The organism is Aeromicrobium piscarium (genome assembly GCF_007421815.1).
Taxonomy (GTDB): Bacteria; Actinomycetota; Actinomycetes; order Propionibacteriales; family Nocardioidaceae; genus Aeromicrobium; species Aeromicrobium piscarium.
Genome location: NZ_VLNT01000002.1, coordinates 409808 through 427957, shown reverse-complemented (window position 1 = coordinate 427957; position 18150 = coordinate 409808). Strand labels below are relative to the sequence as shown.

15 protein-coding genes are annotated in these 18150 nt (G+C 68.7%); 8 read left to right on the top strand and 7 right to left on the bottom strand.

Annotated elements, in window-relative coordinates; genetic code table 11:
• Positions 1–867, top strand: a complete 867-nt coding sequence (nudC, locus tag FNM00_RS04920) for an NAD(+) diphosphatase (protein WP_143912005.1) — start codon at positions 1–3, stop codon at positions 865–867.
• Between the two features lie 145 nt (positions 868–1012).
• On the opposite strand, the gene FNM00_RS04915 is transcribed toward nudC, so the two are convergent.
• Positions 1013–1261 carry a mycoredoxin gene (locus tag FNM00_RS04915; RefSeq protein ID WP_246065060.1) on the bottom strand — a complete coding sequence of 83 codons (249 nt, stop codon included), beginning with the start codon at positions 1259–1261 and terminating at the stop codon, positions 1013–1015.
• 286 nt (positions 1262–1547) lie between these two features.
• Between FNM00_RS04915 and FNM00_RS04910 the strand changes: the two genes are divergently transcribed.
• Entirely contained in the window at positions 1548–3593 is a 2046-nt protein-coding gene (locus tag FNM00_RS04910) for an ATP-dependent DNA helicase UvrD2 (protein ID WP_143912001.1), read from the top strand.
• A 241-nt stretch (positions 3594–3834) separates the two neighbouring features.
• On the opposite strand, the gene FNM00_RS04905 is transcribed toward FNM00_RS04910, so the two are convergent.
• Together FNM00_RS04905 and FNM00_RS04900 are read right to left on the bottom strand one after the other, a co-directional pair.
• The gene (locus FNM00_RS04905; RefSeq protein WP_246065059.1) at positions 3835–5172 is read right to left on the bottom strand and encodes an ABC1 kinase family protein; all 1338 of its coding nucleotides are present in this window, start codon (positions 5170–5172) and stop codon (positions 3835–3837) included.
• Positions 5173–5231: 59 nt separating this feature from the next.
• Positions 5232–5972: a hypothetical protein gene (locus tag FNM00_RS04900; protein WP_143911997.1), complete on the bottom strand. Its 741-nt coding sequence runs from the start codon at positions 5970–5972 to the stop codon at positions 5232–5234.
• A 356-nt stretch (positions 5973–6328) separates the two neighbouring features.
• On the opposite strand from FNM00_RS04900, the gene FNM00_RS04895 reads away from it, so the two are divergent.
• Positions 6329–6838, top strand: coding sequence for a M48 metallopeptidase family protein (locus FNM00_RS04895; RefSeq protein ID WP_143911995.1), 510 nt, complete (start codon positions 6329–6331; stop codon positions 6836–6838).
• On the opposite strand, the gene FNM00_RS04890 is transcribed toward FNM00_RS04895, so the two are convergent.
• Together FNM00_RS04890 and FNM00_RS04885 are read right to left on the bottom strand one after the other, a co-directional pair.
• Positions 6771–7349 (bottom strand): NUDIX hydrolase, encoded by a 579-nt coding sequence (locus FNM00_RS04890; RefSeq protein WP_143911993.1) that lies wholly within the window; start codon positions 7347–7349, stop codon positions 6771–6773. The two genes, FNM00_RS04895 and FNM00_RS04890, sit on opposite strands and share 68 nt — an antisense overlap.
• Positions 7346–8623, bottom strand: coding sequence for a zinc-dependent metalloprotease (locus FNM00_RS04885; RefSeq protein WP_143911991.1), 1278 nt, complete (start codon positions 8621–8623; stop codon positions 7346–7348). Before FNM00_RS04885 ends, FNM00_RS04890 begins: the two co-directional genes overlap by 4 nt.
• A 499-nt stretch (positions 8624–9122) precedes the next feature.
• Between FNM00_RS04885 and FNM00_RS04880 the strand changes: the two genes are divergently transcribed.
• The 4 genes from FNM00_RS04880 to FNM00_RS04865 all read left to right on the top strand — a co-directional run bounded on the left by FNM00_RS04880 (position 9123) and on the right by FNM00_RS04865 (position 14164).
• Positions 9123–10175 carry a YlbL family protein gene (locus FNM00_RS04880; protein WP_143911989.1) on the top strand — a complete coding sequence of 351 codons (1053 nt, stop codon included), beginning with the start codon at positions 9123–9125 and terminating at the stop codon, positions 10173–10175.
• The gene (locus FNM00_RS04875) at positions 10163–10669 is read left to right on the top strand and encodes a PPA1309 family protein (protein ID WP_143911987.1); all 507 of its coding nucleotides are present in this window, start codon (positions 10163–10165) and stop codon (positions 10667–10669) included. The genes FNM00_RS04880 and FNM00_RS04875 overlap by 13 nt, the downstream gene beginning before the upstream one ends.
• A gap of 62 nt (positions 10670–10731) precedes the next feature.
• Complete coding sequence (locus tag FNM00_RS04870) at positions 10732–13659, top strand: UPF0182 family membrane protein (protein WP_143911985.1); 2928 nt, start codon at positions 10732–10734, stop codon at positions 13657–13659.
• Positions 13660–13768: 109 nt separating this feature from the next.
• A complete protein-coding gene (locus FNM00_RS04865) occupies positions 13769–14164 on the top strand; it encodes a hypothetical protein (protein WP_143911983.1) in 396 nt (131 codons plus the stop codon).
• Between the two features lie 9 nt (positions 14165–14173).
• Here the strand turns inward: FNM00_RS04865 and FNM00_RS04860 are convergent, their stop codons facing one another.
• Positions 14174–14608, bottom strand: coding sequence for a MarR family winged helix-turn-helix transcriptional regulator (locus FNM00_RS04860; RefSeq protein ID WP_143911981.1), 435 nt, complete (start codon positions 14606–14608; stop codon positions 14174–14176).
• A 49-nt stretch (positions 14609–14657) separates the two neighbouring features.
• On the opposite strand from FNM00_RS04860, the gene FNM00_RS04855 reads away from it, so the two are divergent.
• A complete protein-coding gene (locus FNM00_RS04855; RefSeq protein WP_143911979.1) occupies positions 14658–17708 on the top strand; it encodes an efflux RND transporter permease subunit in 3051 nt (1016 codons plus the stop codon).
• On the opposite strand, the gene FNM00_RS04850 is transcribed toward FNM00_RS04855, so the two are convergent.
• Entirely contained in the window at positions 17678–18139 is a 462-nt protein-coding gene (locus FNM00_RS04850; RefSeq protein WP_143911977.1) for an aminoacyl-tRNA deacylase, read from the bottom strand. The genes FNM00_RS04855 and FNM00_RS04850 overlap by 31 nt on opposite strands.
• Positions 18140–18150 lie beyond the last annotated feature (11 nt).

Sequence of the window (18150 nt, the reverse complement as noted above, 5' to 3'; positions counted from 1 at the left end):
GTGGACTTCGCCTTCGACCGCACACACCATGACCGCCAGGGCAATCGGCGAGCCGACGAGGAATGGCGCAAGGACCCGACTTTGCGTGTGCTCGTTCTCGGCGGCGAGCACGTGGCCACCGTCGACGGTCCCGCACTGCGATGGCTGGCCCCGGCCGACGCGCCCGAGGGGGAGTGGATCCTGCTCGGCGAGCACGAGGGTGTGACCCACGTCGCTGTGATCGTCGGGAGGGTGCCGAAGGAGCTGGCCCCGGTGAGCCTGCGCATCCTCGCCCCGCTGCTCAGTGGGCCCGAGCTGTCTCTGGCGATCCACGCCGTCGGCATCGCCCGCTGGATCGCCGGCCACTCCTACTGCTCGCGCTGTGGTGAGTACCTCTCGGTGGAGAGCTCCGGACATCTTCTGCGGTGCCACGCCTGCGGCACGGATCATTTCCCACGTACGGATCCCGCGGTCATCATGCTCATCACGGACGAAGACGACCGGGCGTTGCTCGCCCGCAATCCCCGGTGGCCCGAGGGGCGGTTCTCGACGCTGGCCGGTTTCGTGGAACCGGGCGAGTCCCTGGAGGATGCCGTGCGGCGCGAGGTCGACGAGGAGGTCGGCATCCAGGTCGGCGAGGTACGGTACGCGGCCAGTCAGCCGTGGCCGTTCCCCGCGAGCCTGATGCTCGGCTTCTTCGGACGCGCCACCACCACCGACATCCACGTCGATGCCGACGAGATCGCCCAGGCGGCCTGGTTCACTCGTGACGAGCTGGTGGAGTTGGGGGAGCGGGAGGAGATCGTGCTGCCTCCGCCGCACGTCTCGATCTCGCGCTGGCTCATCGAGCAGTGGGCCGGCCGCGAGATCCCGGGAGCCTGGTCCTGACGTCCGGTTCCGACCACGCGCGCTGACGGGAGATGTGACTCCGTGGTCGTCAGGGCCGCCGCAGAATCACCTCTTGCGTCACGGCGTCGACGGACGATGTGACGACATGGTCGCCCGCGCAACCACGACGTCACGTCTTCCGTCCTCAGACGCCGAGCTTCTCCTTGACCTGCGCGACCGATGGGTTCGTGAGCGCCGACCCGTCGGCGAAGACGAGGGTCGGCACAGTCTGGTTCCCGCCGTTGGCCTGCTCGACGATCAGGGCGGCCTCGGGCTCGGCCTCGATGTCGACCTCCGAGAACGTGATGCCCTCGCGCTGGAGCTGGCTCTTGAGCCGGTGGCAGTAGCCGCACCACGGCGTGGAGTACAGGACGAACTGGTTCTCAGCGGACACGAAGCCCCCTCGGATCGGGTGTGATGAGCGGCTGCCGCTCGATGACGTCAACGTCATTCTCCCCTCCCACATTCCCCGCGCCGAGGGCGGTGGGTAAGCGTCCATTCCCGCTGCCGGTTCGGTGAGCGAGCGTCCATCCCGACGCGGCGATGGACGCTCACTCACCGATCCGCGATGGGACCGCACTGCGACGGGCCCGGTGCGGCGGAACTCGGCGGTCCAGGCTGTCGGGCCCGGCGTCTACTCTGGGCCTCGGCCGCTATCCGTCCCCGACCCGAGGAGCATCGTGCCCGACGCCGACGAGTTGCTGACCGGACTCGACCCCGAGCAGCGTCAGGTCGCCGAGGCGTTGCGCGGGCCGGTGTGTGTCGTGGCGGGAGCGGGCACCGGCAAGACGAGGGCCATCACGCATCGGATCGCCTACGGTGTCGCCTCGGGCGTCTACAAGCCCACGGAGGTCCTCGCGGTCACCTTCACCACCCGGGCGGCGGGGGAGATGCGCACCCGGCTCGGGCAGCTCGGTGCATCCGGGGTACAGGCCCGCACCTTCCACTCCGCGGCGCTGCGGCAAGCACGTTACTTCTGGCCGCGGGTCTACGGCACGGAGTTCCCCGAGATCATCTCCTCCAAGTTCGGCCTCGTCGCCGAGGCGGCGCGCCGGATCGGCCTGTCCACCGATACCGCGCTGCTACGGGATCTCTCGGCGGAGGTCGAGTGGGCCAAGGTCAGCACGATCCGCCCCGACGACTACGCCGGCGAGGCGCCCAAGCGCCGCCGCCAGGTGGCCGATCTCGACGCCGCCACCACCGGGCAGGTGCTGCGCGCCTATGAGGACGTCAAGCGCGAACGCGGCCGGATCGACATGGAGGACATCCTCCTGCACACCACGGCGATCCTGGCCGACGACGAACGCGTCGCCGCGGAGGTCCGACGGCAGTACCGCTGGTTCGTGGTCGACGAGTACCAGGACGTCAACCCCCTGCAGGCCACGCTGCTGGGCCTGTGGCTCGGCGGACGTGACGAGATCTGCGTCGTCGGCGATCCGCGGCAGACGATCTACTCCTTCGCCGGCGCCTCCTCACGCATTCTGAGCTCGTTCACGCGCAGCTTCCCCCAGGCCACCCAGGTCCAGCTGGTGCGCAACTACCGGTCGACCCCGCAGATCGTGGCGGCAGCGAACGCCGTCTTCGGCCCCGGCGGCCGCGACGGGGTCGCCTTGCAGTCGCAGCAGGAGCCCGGCAATCCGGTCTCGTATCAGGGGTACCCTGACGAGCCGGCCGAGGCGCTCGCCGTCGCCGACGAGATCGTGGCGCTGCATCGACAGGGAACCCCGTACAAGCAGATGGCGATCCTGTTCCGCATCAACGCCCAGTCGGAGGCCTTCGAGGAGGCACTCGGCCAGCTCGGGGTGCCCTTCGTGCTCCGCGGTGTCGAGGGATTCTTCAACCGCGCCGAGGTCCGTCAGGCGGTCACCTTGCTGCGGGGCGCTGCCCGCGCCGGCGAGGGAGCCGGGGAACTGGTGGCGGATGTGCGCGCGGTGCTGGCGACGATGAACCACACCGACGAACCGCCGAGCGGTGGTGGCGCGGTCCGCGACCGATGGGAGTCGCTGCACGCGATCATCACCATGGCCGGAGACCTCGTCGCGGAGAATCCGGCGGCCGATCTCACCGACCTCGTCGCCGATCTCGATCGCCGGGCCCAGCAGGCCCACGCGCCGACCGCCGACGGGGTGACTCTCGCGACCTTGCACGCGGCCAAGGGGCTGGAATGGGATGCGGTCTTCCTCGTCGGCATGCACGAGGGCATGATGCCGAGCGTCCACGCCGACACCCCCGCGGCGGTCGAGGAGGAGCGTCGGCTGTTCTACGTCGGCGTGACCCGTGCCCGTCACGATCTCCTCATCAGCTGGTCGGCCACCCGCAACCCCGGCGGGCGAGGCAATCGCCAGCCCACACGCTTCCTCGACGGACTGCTACCGGCATCGCACGAGGCGCGTCAGGTCGCGCGCCAGCCGCGGCGGCGCAAGGTCGCGACCTGCCGGGTGTGCCATCGTCCGCTGGCGGCCTCGGATCGCGCGCGTGGGCGATGCGCCGACTGCCCCTCCACCTACGACGAAGTCCTCTTCGAAGCGCTGCGCGCTTGGCGCAAGGAGGAGTCCACCGACCAGTCGGTGCCGGCCTACGTGGTCTTCACCGACGCCACTTTGCAGACCATCGCCGAGGTCAAACCGTCGAGCGTGCAGCAGCTCGCCCAGGTGCGCGGGATCGGCCAGGCCAAGCTGGACCGCTACGGCGAGGCCGTGCTCGCCGTCGTCGCCCAGCACGCCTGACCCTTCCTGTCCCGTCCTCTCCTCCGGACACCTTTTGGCCGGTTGTGGCCCCTCTCGACGCTCCGAAAGGGGCCACAACCGGCCAACATGTGAGGCCTCGTCGGCTGTAGTCCGGAGGTTGAGACGATCTCACGGTTCGGACAGCGTGGCGTCGGGAACCACGATGTGGCCAGTTGTGGCCCGTTCGCCACCTTCCGAAGGGGGCCACAACCGGCCAAAAGTCGGGGACGGGGACGGAGAGTCAGTCGTCGAAACCGGGGAGGGATTCGGCGAGGATCTCGCGGAACGGAGCGGTCGCGCCGAGCTGGCAGAGCACACCGACACCACCCATCCAGACGCGGTGGATCAGCAGGTACTCGCGCGGGATGTTCAACTGGCGAGCCGTGCCGAAACCCTCGGCATCGGGCCGGCTGAGCCGCTGGCCCTGGGAACGCAGCCACGACCTGCTGAAGGTGAAGCTCTGTTGCCGGGCAGGTTCGACGAGCGGCGCGAGATAGCGCTCCATGATCTCCGGGTCGAGGTCGGCTCCGCGCAGGAATCCCTCGTCGCGCAGCCCGTCCACGACCGTCCCGTAGTCACCGTCCACGGCGGCCCGCAGCAGTCGGCCGATGGTGTCGGGAAGGCCATCGGGGAGCCGGGCGACAGCCCCGTAGTCGACGACACCGAGCAGCCCGTCCTCGCGGATGCGGAAGTTACCGGGATGCGGATCGGCGTGCAGCAGCCCCACCCGGGCCGGGCCGGCGAACAGGAACCGTACGAAGGCCTCGCCGTAGTCGTCGCGTTCCTGATGGGAGCCGTGATCGATGATGTCCGCGAGTGAGCCGATGCTGTCGATCCAGGTGGACACGAGGGCGTGCTCGGTGTGCGTGATCGTTCGTGGAATGACGACATAGGGGTCGTCCGCGAAGCCGATGGCGAAGGCATCCTGCGCGGCGGCCTCCAGACTGTAGTCGAGCTCCTCGGCGACCCGTTCGCGCAGCTCGGCCACGAGGGACTTGACGTCCATGCCCGGCGCCAGGACGCCGAACAACCGCGCGAGGCGGGCGATCTGTCGCAGATCCGACATCAGCGCCTCCCCGGCGCCGGGATACTGCAGCTTGACCGCGATGTCACTGCCGTCCTCGTAGGTCGCGCGGTGCACCTGACCGATCGAGGCTGCCGCCGCGGGATGGTCCTCGAAGACCGGGAACCGATCACGCCAGCGTGGCCCGAACTCCGCGGCCATCACGCGATGCACCGTCGAAGCCGGCATCGGCGGCGCGGCGTCCTGAAGCTTGGTGAGGGCATCGCGATACGGCCCGGCGAGCTCATCGGGTAACGCGGCCTCGAACACGCTCAGCGCCTGCCCGAACTTCATCGCGCCACCCTTGAGCTGACCGAGGACGCTGAAGATCTGGTCGGCGGTCCGCCGCTGGACATCGGTGAGGACGGCCTGCGCGGGAGCTCCGACCATGCGCTTGCCGAGTCCCCAGGTCGTGCGGGCCGCGAAAGAGGCGGGCAGGCTCGCCAGTCGCGCTCCGCGGGCGATCGGATTGCCGCTCAGCGGGCGCTCATCGTCGGACTCGTCGCGGCCGGACACGTTGCCAGGATAGGAGATCGCGGCAACGCGTGGCCCGGATCGGCTCACATCGGCGGCAGTCAGGCCGCGAGTAACTGGCACGGACAGGCAGCGTCCCATCCCACCGGCTCGGTCACGCCGGTCTCACGACCGGGCCCCACCGTGACGACTCTCCCGATCCGGCCGAGTCGCACGAGTTCCAGGGTGTGACCGACTGCCGACAGCATCAGCGCGAGTGACGGGGGACCGCCCGGGGGCCGGCCCGACCCCAGGTGCACGGCGACGGCTCGCCAAGCGGGGTCGGTCCGTGACCGACCGGCGTCATAGCAGTCAAGGCAGGGCGAGCTGCCGGGATGTGTCAGCGGACCGATGCGCGCATATCCCTGGATGAAGATCACGGGGAGATGAGAGAGGCCGCGCTCTCCCAGGTCACGGATCGCCGGCCGATAGGGCTCGCCCAAGCTCGCGACGATCGTGACATCGTCGCCGGGACTCGCGGCCGCCGTCTCGAGGGTCGCGGCGAATCGGGCCGTCAGCGGTTCGTGGACGACGGTGATACCGGGCAGCGAACTCTCGGCGGGAGCTGCTGGGACCAGCGCGCCACGGGAGAGCAGGGTCGAGATCAGCTGGCGACCGCTGGGAGCACCGTCGCGCTCCGCGATCTCTGCCAGGGATCGGGCGCTCGTGGCCCCGTCGGCATGGCGCAGGACCTGAGCGGTGCCCGGCAGATCGGGTACGCGCAGGGGCGGTGTCGTGCCGATCTGCAGATGGCCGGGGCCGCAGCGCACGACCGTCGCGCCGGGTGGGAGTACGGGGTGCATGACGCCATAGTGGCTGCCGACGAGGGGATGCGCCGGGGTCGTCCACAGGCAGCGAAGAACCCCCGGCGGCGCGCCTTCCCCTGCGGCCACCGGGGGTTCGTCTGGCGTCAAAATTAGGGGTTCGGAGCGAGGCCGTCAAGCTGGCATTGCGCGAAGGTTGTCCACGCCTGTGGACAACCTTGTGGGCAACCTGTGGGCCACGCCGATCCCCGGTGTGGACGCGGCTGTGGGAATGGTGCCACCGGGGTTCGGAGACCGGCTCTGACCTGCGGTGATGGCGGACGACACTGTGGAGATTGAAGGCGCTACCAGTGAGCCACATCAACTCGTCGGTGGTCTCGTCTACAGTCCACGTTATGGACACTCCCGAGCCCGTCATCGAGGTGAGACGCAGCGCACGACGGCGCCGCACGGTCCAGGCGCGACGTGACGGCGAGCGCACGATCGTCATGATCCCCGCGGCGATGAGCGAGGAGGACGCCGAGCGCACCGTGCGCGAGCTCGTTGCCAAGCTCGATGCACGGGTCGCGCGGCGCCGGGGGCCGCAGGGCGATGTCGAGCTCGAGCGCCGCGCCGGCGAGCTCGCGGATCGCTATCTCGACGGGGACGTGCGGCCGTCCTCGGTGCGGTGGGTGTCCAATCAGAACAAGCGCTGGGGCTCGTGCAGCACCACCGACGGTCGTATCCGGCTGTCGGACCGGCTCAAGGAGATGCCGGGATATGTCGTCGACTATGTCCTCGTGCACGAGCTCGCGCATCTGCTGCACGCCGACCACGGGCCCGGCTTCCAGCGGCAGCTCAGTCGTTACGAGAAGAAGGAACGCGCCGAGGGCTATCTCGAAGCCGTCGAGCAGCTGCAGCGCTGAGCGCGCGGACCGTCGCATCGGTATCGGCAGGCAGATCGTCGAGGGCGAACCACCGGACCTCGGTCGACTCCTCGGAGGCCGCCAGCGGCGCCTCGGCGGGGGCAACGGCCAGGAACTGCACGTCCAGGTGGTGGGCCGGCCGCTCGGGACCGCAGGGCACCTCATGGCGTGAGAGCAGTAGCGGCGTGGGATCGAGGCGGAGCGAGTCGATTCCCGACTCCTCGCGGGTCTCTCGCTCAGCCGCGCCCACCACGCTCGTGTCCACGGGCTCGCAGTGTCCGCCGAACTGCAGCCACCTGCCCAGCTTGGCGTGCAGCGTGAGGGCGACGGCCGAGGCGTCCTCGGCGATGACGATCGCGCTCGCGGTCAGGTGATCGGGGTGGCACGATCGCCACATCGCGTCCTGACGGGCCTCCAGATGGGCCAGGTACTGCTCGCGCAGCGCGTCCTGCGACGGGTCGGGCGGCGACCACGCGGTGAGGACACGCCGGGCGTCGGCGTGCAGGCTCACGACTCCTCGTCGCGACCGGCTTCGTCATCGAGCAGTTGGCCGAGGGCAGCGTCGAAGTCGCCATCGCCGTGACGCTCGCTGTAGCCCAGCGGGTCGTCCAGGTCCGTCACATCCGGCAGGAGGTCCGGGTGGCTCCAGACCCGATCGCGCGCCTCGACCCCGTCGCGATCGCGCAAGGCCGAGAAGAGCGTGGTGGCGTCGCGCAGTCGCCGCGGCCGCAGCTCGAGTCCGACCAGCGCCGCGAAGGTCTGCTCGGCGGGCCCGGCGGTCACCCGGCGCCGGCGCATGGCCTCGCCGAGCGAGACGGCGCTCGGCATGGTGTCGGCGGTCGCCTGGCCGACGACCTCGTCGACCCATCCCTCGGCCAGGGCGAGCAGCAGTTCGAGGCGTTCCTTGGCGTGCTGCTGCTCGGGGGTGGTCTCCGGCTCGAAGAGGCCTCCTTCCATCGCCTCGGCGATGGCATCCGGCCGGCCGGGATCGATCGAGCGCATCTTCTCCTCGATGCTCTCGGTGTCCAGGCGCGAGCCCCGTCCGAACTCGGTGACGGCGTCGATGATAGCGGTGCGCAGCCACGGCGCATGGGCGTAGAGACGCTGGTGCGCGCACTCGCGCAGCGCGACATAGAGCAGCGCATCGGCCTCGGTATGGTCGAGACCCTCGGCGAATGCGGCGATATTGTGGGGGAGCAACGCCGCCACACCGTCCGGTCCCATCGGCAGGCCGATATCGGTCGAGGAGAGGACCTCGGTGGCCAGCTCTCCGATGCCCTGGCCCACCTGCTGGCCGAACATGGCCCCGCCGGCCTGGGTCAGCATCGCCATGAACGGGCCGGCCATCGCCTGCGCCTCTTGGGGGAGCGCATCGCCCATCGAGCTGACGACATTGGAGGCGATCGGCTCGACGAGGACCTTCCAGCGGTCCATCGTGGACTCGATCCACTCGGCGCGGCTCCAAGCGGCGGCCGAGGTGACGCCGCTTGGCAGGTCGGTGGCACGATCGAGCCACATCTCGGCGAGCCGCACCGCATCGTCCACCGCCCCCTGTTTCGTGCTGCCAGGGGACGGGTCAGGACCCGATGCCGCGAGCTTCTGGCGTGCCGTGTCGGTGGCCAGCCGGTAGTTGACGGAGCCCTCGTGGGGCTCGAACATGCGTTGCATCTGCCCGAAGATCGCCGATAGGTCGACCTGTCCGGGGCCCATCTGGCCGAACAGGTTCTCCAGGGGCGTGCCCTTGAACGGGTTCTCCGGTTCTTCGCGGGGGTCGTCGCCAGCCATGTCACCAGAGTAGTCACGCGGTGATAGCGGGTCTTTCGGCGAGGGCCTCGGCTCCGGGTGATGAGTCGGAGCCGGCCGTCGGAGGTGCGGCACTTACCGGACGGGTGTCCGTCGGGCACCGCTCGCGGAGGATGCGTTGCCAGAGCGATCGATGGTGGTTGACGGCGCACCGCGATGTGTCCGGCACGAGTGCGGTGAGCAGTCAACCGCCCTCGGTGATCGGAGGTTGACCACTCACCGACATCACCTGGGGCCCGAGTTCGGTGCATGATCAACCACGGCCACCAGGGATCCTCGGCGGCGGAGGTTGACAGCTCACCGCCCCGTGACCTCGATGCACGCACCCGCCTCGCGGCACAGGCGCCGACGAACGATGTGTCTCCGCGGCTGCTGGGGCGACCATGCAAGCACATCCTCCGCCCGCGGCGGCCGCGCTATGCGCCATCCCTCGCGCATCGATCGCTAGGCTTCGGGTGATGTTCGTTCCCTGGAGCCGGCGATGAGTCGCCGCGTCGTCACGCTGACGGTGGCCCTCGTGACGCTGGTCGCTGCCACCAGCCTGGTCTTCATCCTGCCGGTGCCGTATTCGACGATGAAGCCCGGGCCTTCCTTCGACACCCTCGGCAGCCTCGACGATCAGCCGCTGCTTACCTTCGGCGAGGGAGTGGAGACCTACCCCACGGAGGGCGAGCTCGCGTTCACGACCGTCGCCGTCTCTCGCGCGGAGACCGATATCAACCTGTTCAGCGCCCTTCAGGCGTGGGTGGACGGCGACGTCAACCTGGTGCCGCACCACTTCCTCTATCGCGACGGCGAGACCGATGACGACGCGAGCGAGGTCAGCGCCGCGCAGCTGAGCAGCTCGCAGGACTCCTCGCGGGCCGCGGCGCTGCGCGCGATGGACGTCGAGGTGCCTGAGACGGTCCAGATCGCCGATGTCGTCGAGGGGTCGCCGGCCGAGGGCGTGCTGGAGGCGGGGGATCGCATCGTCCGCGTCCAGGACACCGAGGTCGAGAGCAACCAGCAGGTGGCCGAGGTGATCAGCGCCCTGGATCCAGGGGATCAGGTGAGTCTCGGCATCGAACGCGACGGCCAGGCCGAGGACGTCACCGTGGACACGAAGCCGGCCGATGACGACCCCGATAGGGCGATGATCGGCATCACCGTCGGCGCGGGATTCGACTTCCCGATCGAGATCGAGAACCACATCGGCGACCGGGTCGGCGGTCCGAGCGCCGGGATGATGTTCGCGCTCGCGATCTACGACAAGCTCACCCCCGGGGCGCTCACGGGCGGGCAGTCCGTGGCCGGCACCGGGACCATCACCCCCGACGGCGAGGTGGGCTCGATCGGTGGCGTCCAGCAGAAGATGGTCGGCGCCGAGGAAGGGGGAGCCACGATCTTCCTGGTGCCCACCGGCAACTGCGCCGAGGCCGCGGCGAAGGACACCGACATGACCCTCGTCGACGTCGCGACCCTCGACGATGCGATCGACGCCCTCCAGGCCCTGGCCGACGACCCCGAAGCGACGGTGCCCACATGCTCGAAGTAGCCCCCGACTCGCCGCTGCGCCAGGCGGCTCTCGAAGTGGAGCGACACGTGGCCGAGGCGGGCTGGGACCAGCCCCCGAGGTTGTTCGCTCTCGTCTCCACGGAGCAGCTGCGCGAGTCCCATCCCGAGCTCGCCGACCAGCTCGATGGCGACTACACGCCGGTCGAGCAGGAGCAGCTGGGCGTCGACCGTCCGGTGGAGGAGATCCTGCCGACGATCATGTGGCCGGAGACGGTCGACGGATGCGCCGTCGTGATCGAGCGCGTCATGCTGCCTCCTTCGGCCGAGGCGGATCTCCCCGAGGATCCCGACGAGCTCGGCGCCTATGTCGCCGCACATCCCGACCGCCAGGAGGTGCGCATCGTCGCCGCGGTGCTGCGCGACGGCAGCGGGCACACCGGGGTCCGCGCTCGCGACGGTGAGGACCCGCCGTTGCTCGAAGGTCCCGACCTCGTGCCCGGCCTCGTGGAACTGCTGCGGGCGAGCATGTCGTGATTGGAGTCACTCGGTAGTATTGGGCTGCCATCGGCCATGCCGTGACATGACCCAGGAGAACTGTGAGCGACATCTTCGGTGCCCCCCGTCCACAGCCGGCCCCTGAGCCGCCCGACCGGCGCCGAAAGGTGCTCGTCCCCACCCTCATCACGCTGGCCGCGCTCGTTGTCGCTGCCAGCGTGTTCACGAATGTGTGGACGAACCGCCTCTGGTTCAAGTCCTTGGACTTCTCCCACGTCTTCACCACCGTCATCCTGACCCGGGCCGGACTGTTCGTGGTCTTCGCTCTGGTGATCGGCGCGTTCGTCGCGCTCAACCTCTTCCTCGCCTACCGCACGCGTGCCGAACCGCACCTGTTGCGGCGCGACGACCCGGCCGCGCGTTACCGCTTCGCGCTGGCGCCGGTCCGACGGGGAGCCTTCATCGTCGTCGCTGTGGTGATCGGCATCTTCGCCGGTGTCGTCGGGCAGTCGCGGTGGCAGACCTTCCTGCAGTGGTGGCACGGCAGCTCATTCGGTCAGAACGACCCCCAGTTCGGGCGCGACATCGGCTTCTTCACCTTCGATCTTCCGTGGTGGCAGTTCCTGACGTCCTTCGCGTTCACGATGCTCATCGTGGCCCTCGTGGTGACCGCCTTCGTGCAGTACGTCTACGGCGGCATCCGGTTCGCCGGTCGCGGGCTGAACTTCACGCGCGGCGCGCAGATCCAGATCGCGGTGCTCGCGGGTGTCGCGGTGCTGATCAAGGCGCTGCAGTACTGGTTCGATCGGTTCGCCTATCTGACCGCCAGCGGGGGAGTCGTCGACGGCGGCACCTATACCGACATCAACGCACGGATCCCGAGCAAGAACATCCTCATCGTCGTCGCGATCATCTGCGCGCTGCTGTTCTTCTCCTCGATCTTCCTCAAGGGCTGGACGCTCCCCGCGATCGGTCTCGGTGGCCTGATCGTCGCCTCTGTCCTCATCGGCGGCCTGTGGCCGGCGTTCATGCAGCAGTTCCAGGTCAGCCCGTCCGAGGCCGATCGCGAGGACCCGTACATCGCCCGCAATATCGAGGCGACCAAGGATGCCTACGGGGTATCCGATGTCGAGGTGCTGCCTTACTCGGCCACCACAGAGCTGTCGGCCGAGGAGCTCAACGCCACCGCCGAGTCACGCGTCAGCTCGCGCTTGATCGACCCGACGCTGGTCTCGCCGGCCTTCCAGCAGCTGCAGCAGGTCCGTGGCTACTACACCGTCAATGAGACTCTCGACGTCGACCGCTACGTCCTCGACGACGACGATCAGCCCCGCGATGTCGTCATCGCGGCGCGCGAGGTGAGCCTGGAAGGTCTGCAGGATTCGCAGCGCACCTGGTCCAATGACCACACGGTCTACACGCACGGCTACGGCGTCATCGCCGCCTACGGCAACGAGCGCGGTCCGCAGGGCGAGCCGGTGTGGGTCGCCCGCGACATCCCGCCGACCGGCGAGCTGGAGTTCGAGATCCCGCCGCGCATCTACTTCGGCGAGAACTCGCCGGAGTACTCGATCGTCGGTCGCCCCGAAGGCGCGGACCCGATCGAGGTCGACATCCCGCGCGGCTCCGGCAGCGGAGGCGGCGACGACGAGGATGATGCCGACAACGTCACCGCCAACACCTACGACGGTGAGGGCGGCGTCCCGGTCGGCAATATCTTCAACAAGGCGCTGTACGCGCTGAAGTTCGCCGAGCCGAATATCATCCTGTCCGATCGTGTCAACGAGAACTCCAAGATCCTCTACGACCGTGACCCGCGCGAGCGCGTGCAGAAGGTCGCCCCGTGGCTCACGGTCGACGGCGACGTCTACCCCGCGGTCGTCGACGGCCGCGTGGTGTGGATCGCCGACGGCTATACGACCAGCAACGACTATCCGTACAGCCAGCACCGCTCGCTGCGTGAGGCCACCTCCGACACGCTGACGCAGACCGCGGCCCAGGCGGCGCTCCCGACCGATCAGGTCAACTACATGCGCAACTCGGTCAAGGCCGTCGTCGACGCCTATGACGGCACCGTGGACCTGTACGCCTGGGATGAGGACGATCCGGTACTGGAGACCTGGTCCAATGCCTTCCCCGACTCGGTGCAGCCCAAGAGCGAGATCTCCGAGGATCTCATGCGGCACCTGCGGTACCCGGTCGACCTGTTCAAGGTCCAGCGCGATGTGCTGACGCGGTATCACGTCAACGACTCGCAGACCTTCTACGAGGACGGCGAGCGCTGGCGCGTGCCGGAGGATCCGTCGAGCGGCAACGGCACGTTGCAGCCGCCGTACTACCTGACGACATCGCGTCCGGAGCAGGCGGACCCCCAGTTCTCGCTGACCAGCGTCTACCTGCCGAACAACCGCGAGAATCTGGCGGCGTTCATGTCGGTCAACTCCGAATCGGCCGATGAGGAGAACTTCGGCAAGTTGCAGATCCTGGAGCTGCCGAGCGACACGCGTGTCGGCGGCCCGAACCAGATCGCCGCGGCGATCCAGGCCGACAACCAGGTGACCCAGACGCTGCTGCCCTTCGAGCAGGCGTCGAATGCCACCATCCTGCGCGGCAACCTGCTGACCTTGCCGGTCGGTGGCGCGATGCTCTACGTGCAGCCCGTCTATATCCAGCGGTCGCAGGCCGAAGGCTCGTATCCGGTTCTGCAGTACATCATCGCCTCCTTCGGTGAGGATGTCGGCATCGGCACGACCCTCGACGAAGCCCTGCGAGCGGCGCTCGGCCTCGAGGAAGGAGCCGCGCCGCCGCCGGAGGAAGAGGTCGAGGAGCCTGCCGAGGGCGATGAGGGCACGGAGGAGCCCGAGGCACCGGCTGGCGATGCCACTCCGGCCGAGCTGCTCGAGCAGGCCTCGCAGTACTACGACGAGGCTCAGCAGGCGCTGGCCGACGGTGATCTCGCGCTGTACCAGCGGCGCATCAACCAGATGGCCGATGCGATCGAGCAGGCGGAGCAGGCCCTCGGCAACTGAGGATCGGTCACCCGTTCGGTGGTCGAGTAGCCGCATACTCGGTGGTCGAGTGTGAGGGAGCGCTAGCGACCGAGCGTATCGAGACCACATCGGGCGATACGGTGACGGCATGGAGAGCGACCTCATCACGGGACGTGTCATACGAGCAGCGGGCTTCGGGGCCGCGGGTGCGGCCCTGGGTCTGCTCCCCGTCGGCAGGCTAGAAGGCCGGGGTCGGGCCGCCTTCATAGGCGGGCCCGCTGTCCTCGTGGCGGGCATGGGTGCCGTGGCCACCCGGGCCAGCGCGAATCGACCGCGAGCGGTGGCCGGAATGGTCGTGGGCGGTGCCGGTATCGCGCTTTCCCAATGGCTCTGGGTCGCCGGTGACCGGGCGGCCGAGCGCTGGCTGTCCCGTCACGTCTCACATCCCCGGATCGCCATCGCAGCGGTCAATGACATCGTCACGGCAGCTCTCAACACCATCGACGAGAGATCTCGGGCGAGCGCGGAGCCGGCCAGCGCGTAGTCGGCCGGTCTACTGGTCGAGATGCTCGGCGGCCCGGCGCAGGGCGGTGGTGCCGCGAACGAGGGCCTGGAGGTCGTCGAGGTCGAGGCGATCGAGCAGATCGCGGTTGGCATCGTGAGCGAGGGTGAGCATCTCCTGCAGGAGACGTTCGCCCTCGTGCGTCACGACGAGGATGCGGGCGCGGGCGTCGGTGGAGGAGACGCGGCGCTCGATATAGCCACGATCGGACAGTCGGCGTAGCAGCCCGGACATCGTGGCGGCGCTGACCCCCAGCCGAAGGGCGATGTCGTGGGCAGTAGGAGTCTCCAGGGCGCGAATCACGAAGAGCGTGTTGAGCTGTTGACTCGGGATATCGCGGGCGGTGTCGTCGCGGCGGACCAGGAACATCGCGATGGCGAGCTGGTCGGAAGCCAGTGTTCTCACCAGATCATCGCGCTCACTCATTGATCGTTCCTGTCATAGTTAGTCCGACGCTAACTATCTTAGGAGCACTGTGTCCTCTCTCGCTCGGTTCAGCCTGCGCAACCGCGCCTTCGTGGGCTTGTCGACCGTCATAGTGGCGATCTTCGGCTTCGTGTCGCTGACGAGCCTCAAGCTGGAGCTGATCCCGTCGTTGGAGCTGCCGGTGATGGCGGTCGTGACGACCGATCCGGGCTCGTCGCCGGAGGTCGTCGATCAGCAGATCACCGAGCCGGTGGAGACGGCGGTACGCGCCATCAGCGGTGTCGCGGGCACCAACGCTACCTCCAGCAGTGGTGTCTCGACCGTGCTGGTCGAGCTCGACTACGGCACGGACCTCGGCCAGGCGCGGCAGGACCTCACGAACCGTCTGAACGGTCCAGCGGCGGGTCTCCCCGACGGCGTGTCACCCGAGGTGTTCGCCGGGAGCGTGGACGATTTCCCGGTGATCCAGCTCTCGGTCGCCAGCGATGACGATCTGAGCACGCTGTCGGCGAGCGTCCAGGACGAGGTCGTGCCGGTGCTGTCCGATCTCGACGGCGTGCGGGAGGTGACGGTCTCGGGTGCTCCTACGCAGCAGGTGCGGATCGTTCCGGACCAGGCGGCGCTCGCGGCCGCGGGGCTGGACGCGCAGTCGATCGGGACCGCCCTGGAGAACAACGGGAGTCTGGTCCCGGCGGGCGCGCTTACTGAGGGCGACTCGACGCTGACGGTGCAGGTCGGCACCCAGTTCAGCGATGTCGAGGACCTCACGGCGCTACCGGTGGTCGGCGCGCAGCAGCCCACGACGCTCGGACAGGTCGCCGAGGTCTCGCTCGATGACGCCGCCGCCTCCTCGATCTCGCGCACCGACGGCCGCCCGAGCATCTCGATCGGCATCACCAAGACGCCGGACGGCAACACGGTCGACATCTCCCACCAGGTCCAGGACGTCTTCGGCGATATCGAGAGCGCCGTCGGCAACGGTGCGAGCGTCGACGTGGTCTTCGATCAGGCCCCATTCATCGAGAAGTCGGTCGAGGATCTGACGGTCGAGGGCGCGCTTGGCCTCGTGTTCGCGATCGTGGTCATCTTGATCTTCCTGCTGTCGCTGCGCTCGACCCTCGTCACGGCGATCTCGATCCCGTTGTCGCTGCTGCTCGCCTTCATCGGCCTGTATGTCGGCGGCTACTCGCTCAACATCCTCACCCTCGGCGCGCTGACCGTCGCCATCGGACGCGTGGTGGACGACTCGATCGTCGTCATCGAGAACATCAAGCGGCACCTGTCCTACGGCACGGCGAAGTTCGAGGCGATCGTGACCGGGGTGAAGGAGGTGGCCGGAGCCATCACCTCGGCCACCCTCGCGACGGCGGCGGTGTTCCTGCCGATCGCCGTGGTGGGTGGGCAGGTGGGCGAGCTGTTCCGCCCCTTCGCGCTGACCGTCTCCCTCGCGCTGCTCGCCTCGCTCGTCGTCGCGCTGACGATCGTTCCGGTCATCGCGGGTTGGTTCCTCAAACCGGTCGAGCAGCCGAAGACGATGGAGGAGATCGAGGACGAGGAGCGCGACGGCTTCCTTCAGCGGCTCTACCTCCCGGTGCTGCATCGCACCAACGCGCATCCGGTCATCACCCTGGTGGTGGCGGTGGCGATCCTCGCCGGCACTGTCGCACTGAGTCCGCTGATGAAGACGAACTTCCTCGGCGACACGGGCCAGAACACGGTCGCGATCACCCAGGAACTCGATCCGGGTGCCTCACTGGCGCGGCAGGACGAGGCCGCCACGCAGGTCGAGGAGGCGCTGGCTGATGTCGACGGCGTGGAGACCGTGCAGACGACGGTCGGCAGCGGTGAGGGCATCATGGCGATCGCCGGGTCGAGCGACGCGTCGTTCTCGGTGACCACCGACGAGGACGCTGACCAGGAGGCGGTGCAGGGGCGGATCCGAGAGGCGATCGACGGCCTCGAGGATGTCGGCCGGGTGAACCTCGACGCCAGCGGCGGCTTCGGGTCGAGCCTCGACGTCGTGGTCACGGCTGACGACCCGGAGACGCTCGAAGAGGCGGGCGACCAGGTGCTGGGAGCCGTCCAGGACATCGACGGCGCGCAGGACGTCACATCGAACGCGTCGGGGGAGCAGCCGATCGTGTCAGTGACCCTCGATCAGGCCGCCGCGGCGCAGGCTGGACTCGACGAGTCGGCTCTGGCCGGCATCGTGGCGAGCGCGCTGCAGCCGGTGCCGCTCGGCACGGTGGTCCTCGACGGCGAGCGCCGCGACGCGGTGCTCGCGATGGGGGAGGTGCCGCAGGGAGTCGACGCGCTACGGCAGACGCCCTTGGCCGAGGGCGTCACGCTCGGGCAGATCGCGAATGTCGAGGAGGTGCTCGTGCCCACCACCGTGACGCGTCTGGACGGGGATCGCTCGATCACGGTGTCGACCACGCCGGAGAGCGATGACCTCGGCTCGGTGACATCAGCTCTTCAGTCCGCGGTCGACGGGCTGGATCTGCCCGACGGCGCCGAGGCGACGATCGGCGGTGTCGCCGCCGACCAGGACGAGGCCTTCGCCCAGCTCGGACTGGCGCTTCTGCTGGCCGTGCTGATCGTCTATCTGATCATGGTGGGCACGTTCCGCTCCCTGATCCAGCCGCTCATCCTGCTCGTGTCGATCCCGTTCGCGGCGACCGGCTCGATCGGCCTGCTCGTGGCGACAGGCATCCCCTTGGGCGTGCCGTCGCTCATCGGTATGTTGATGCTGATCGGCATCGTCGTGACGAACGCGATTGTGCTGATCGACCTGGTCAACCAGTATCGAGAGCGTGGTCTCGATGCTCGAGAGGCCGTCGAGGAGGGGGCGCGGCATCGTCTGCGGCCGATCCTCATGACGTCGTTGGCGACGATCGGGGCACTGACGCCGATGGCCTTCGGTCTGACCGGCGGCAGCGCCTTCATCTCCCAGCCGCTGGCGATCGTGGTAATCGGCGGTCTCATAACGTCGACGCTGCTGACCCTGGTGCTGGTGCCGGTGCTCTATCTGTTGGTCGAGCGACTGCGCGACCGGCTGGCCCGGCGGCGTCAGAGCGGTTCGGTGACGGCGGCGATCTGAGCGCCGAGCGCGTCGATCATCACGTCGGCGTCCACGGTGGCAGCGACCCCGTGGGCGCCGGCGCCGATCGACACGGTGCCGGTCACGCCCTCGTCGGCGATCACGGGCCAGGCGCTGGTGGATCCGAACGGGGTGATGGTGCCGCGCTCGTAGCCGGTGACCTGCCGGGCGATGTCCTTGTCGGGCATCGACAGCCGTGAGACGCCGAGCAGCGCCCGTAGCTTGGGCCAACTGATCTGCCGGTCCCCGGGGACGAGTACGAAGAGGAAGTCGTCATTGGACCGGCGGACCACCAGGGTCTTGATGATCGACCGGGGCTCGACTCCACGGGCGCGGGCGGCTTCGTCGAGCGAGCCGACCGGCCCGTGGCGGGTGACGGTGTAGGCGATTCCGGCGGCATCGAGGGCGGCGATCGCCCGGTCCTCGCTCATGAGCCGAGAGT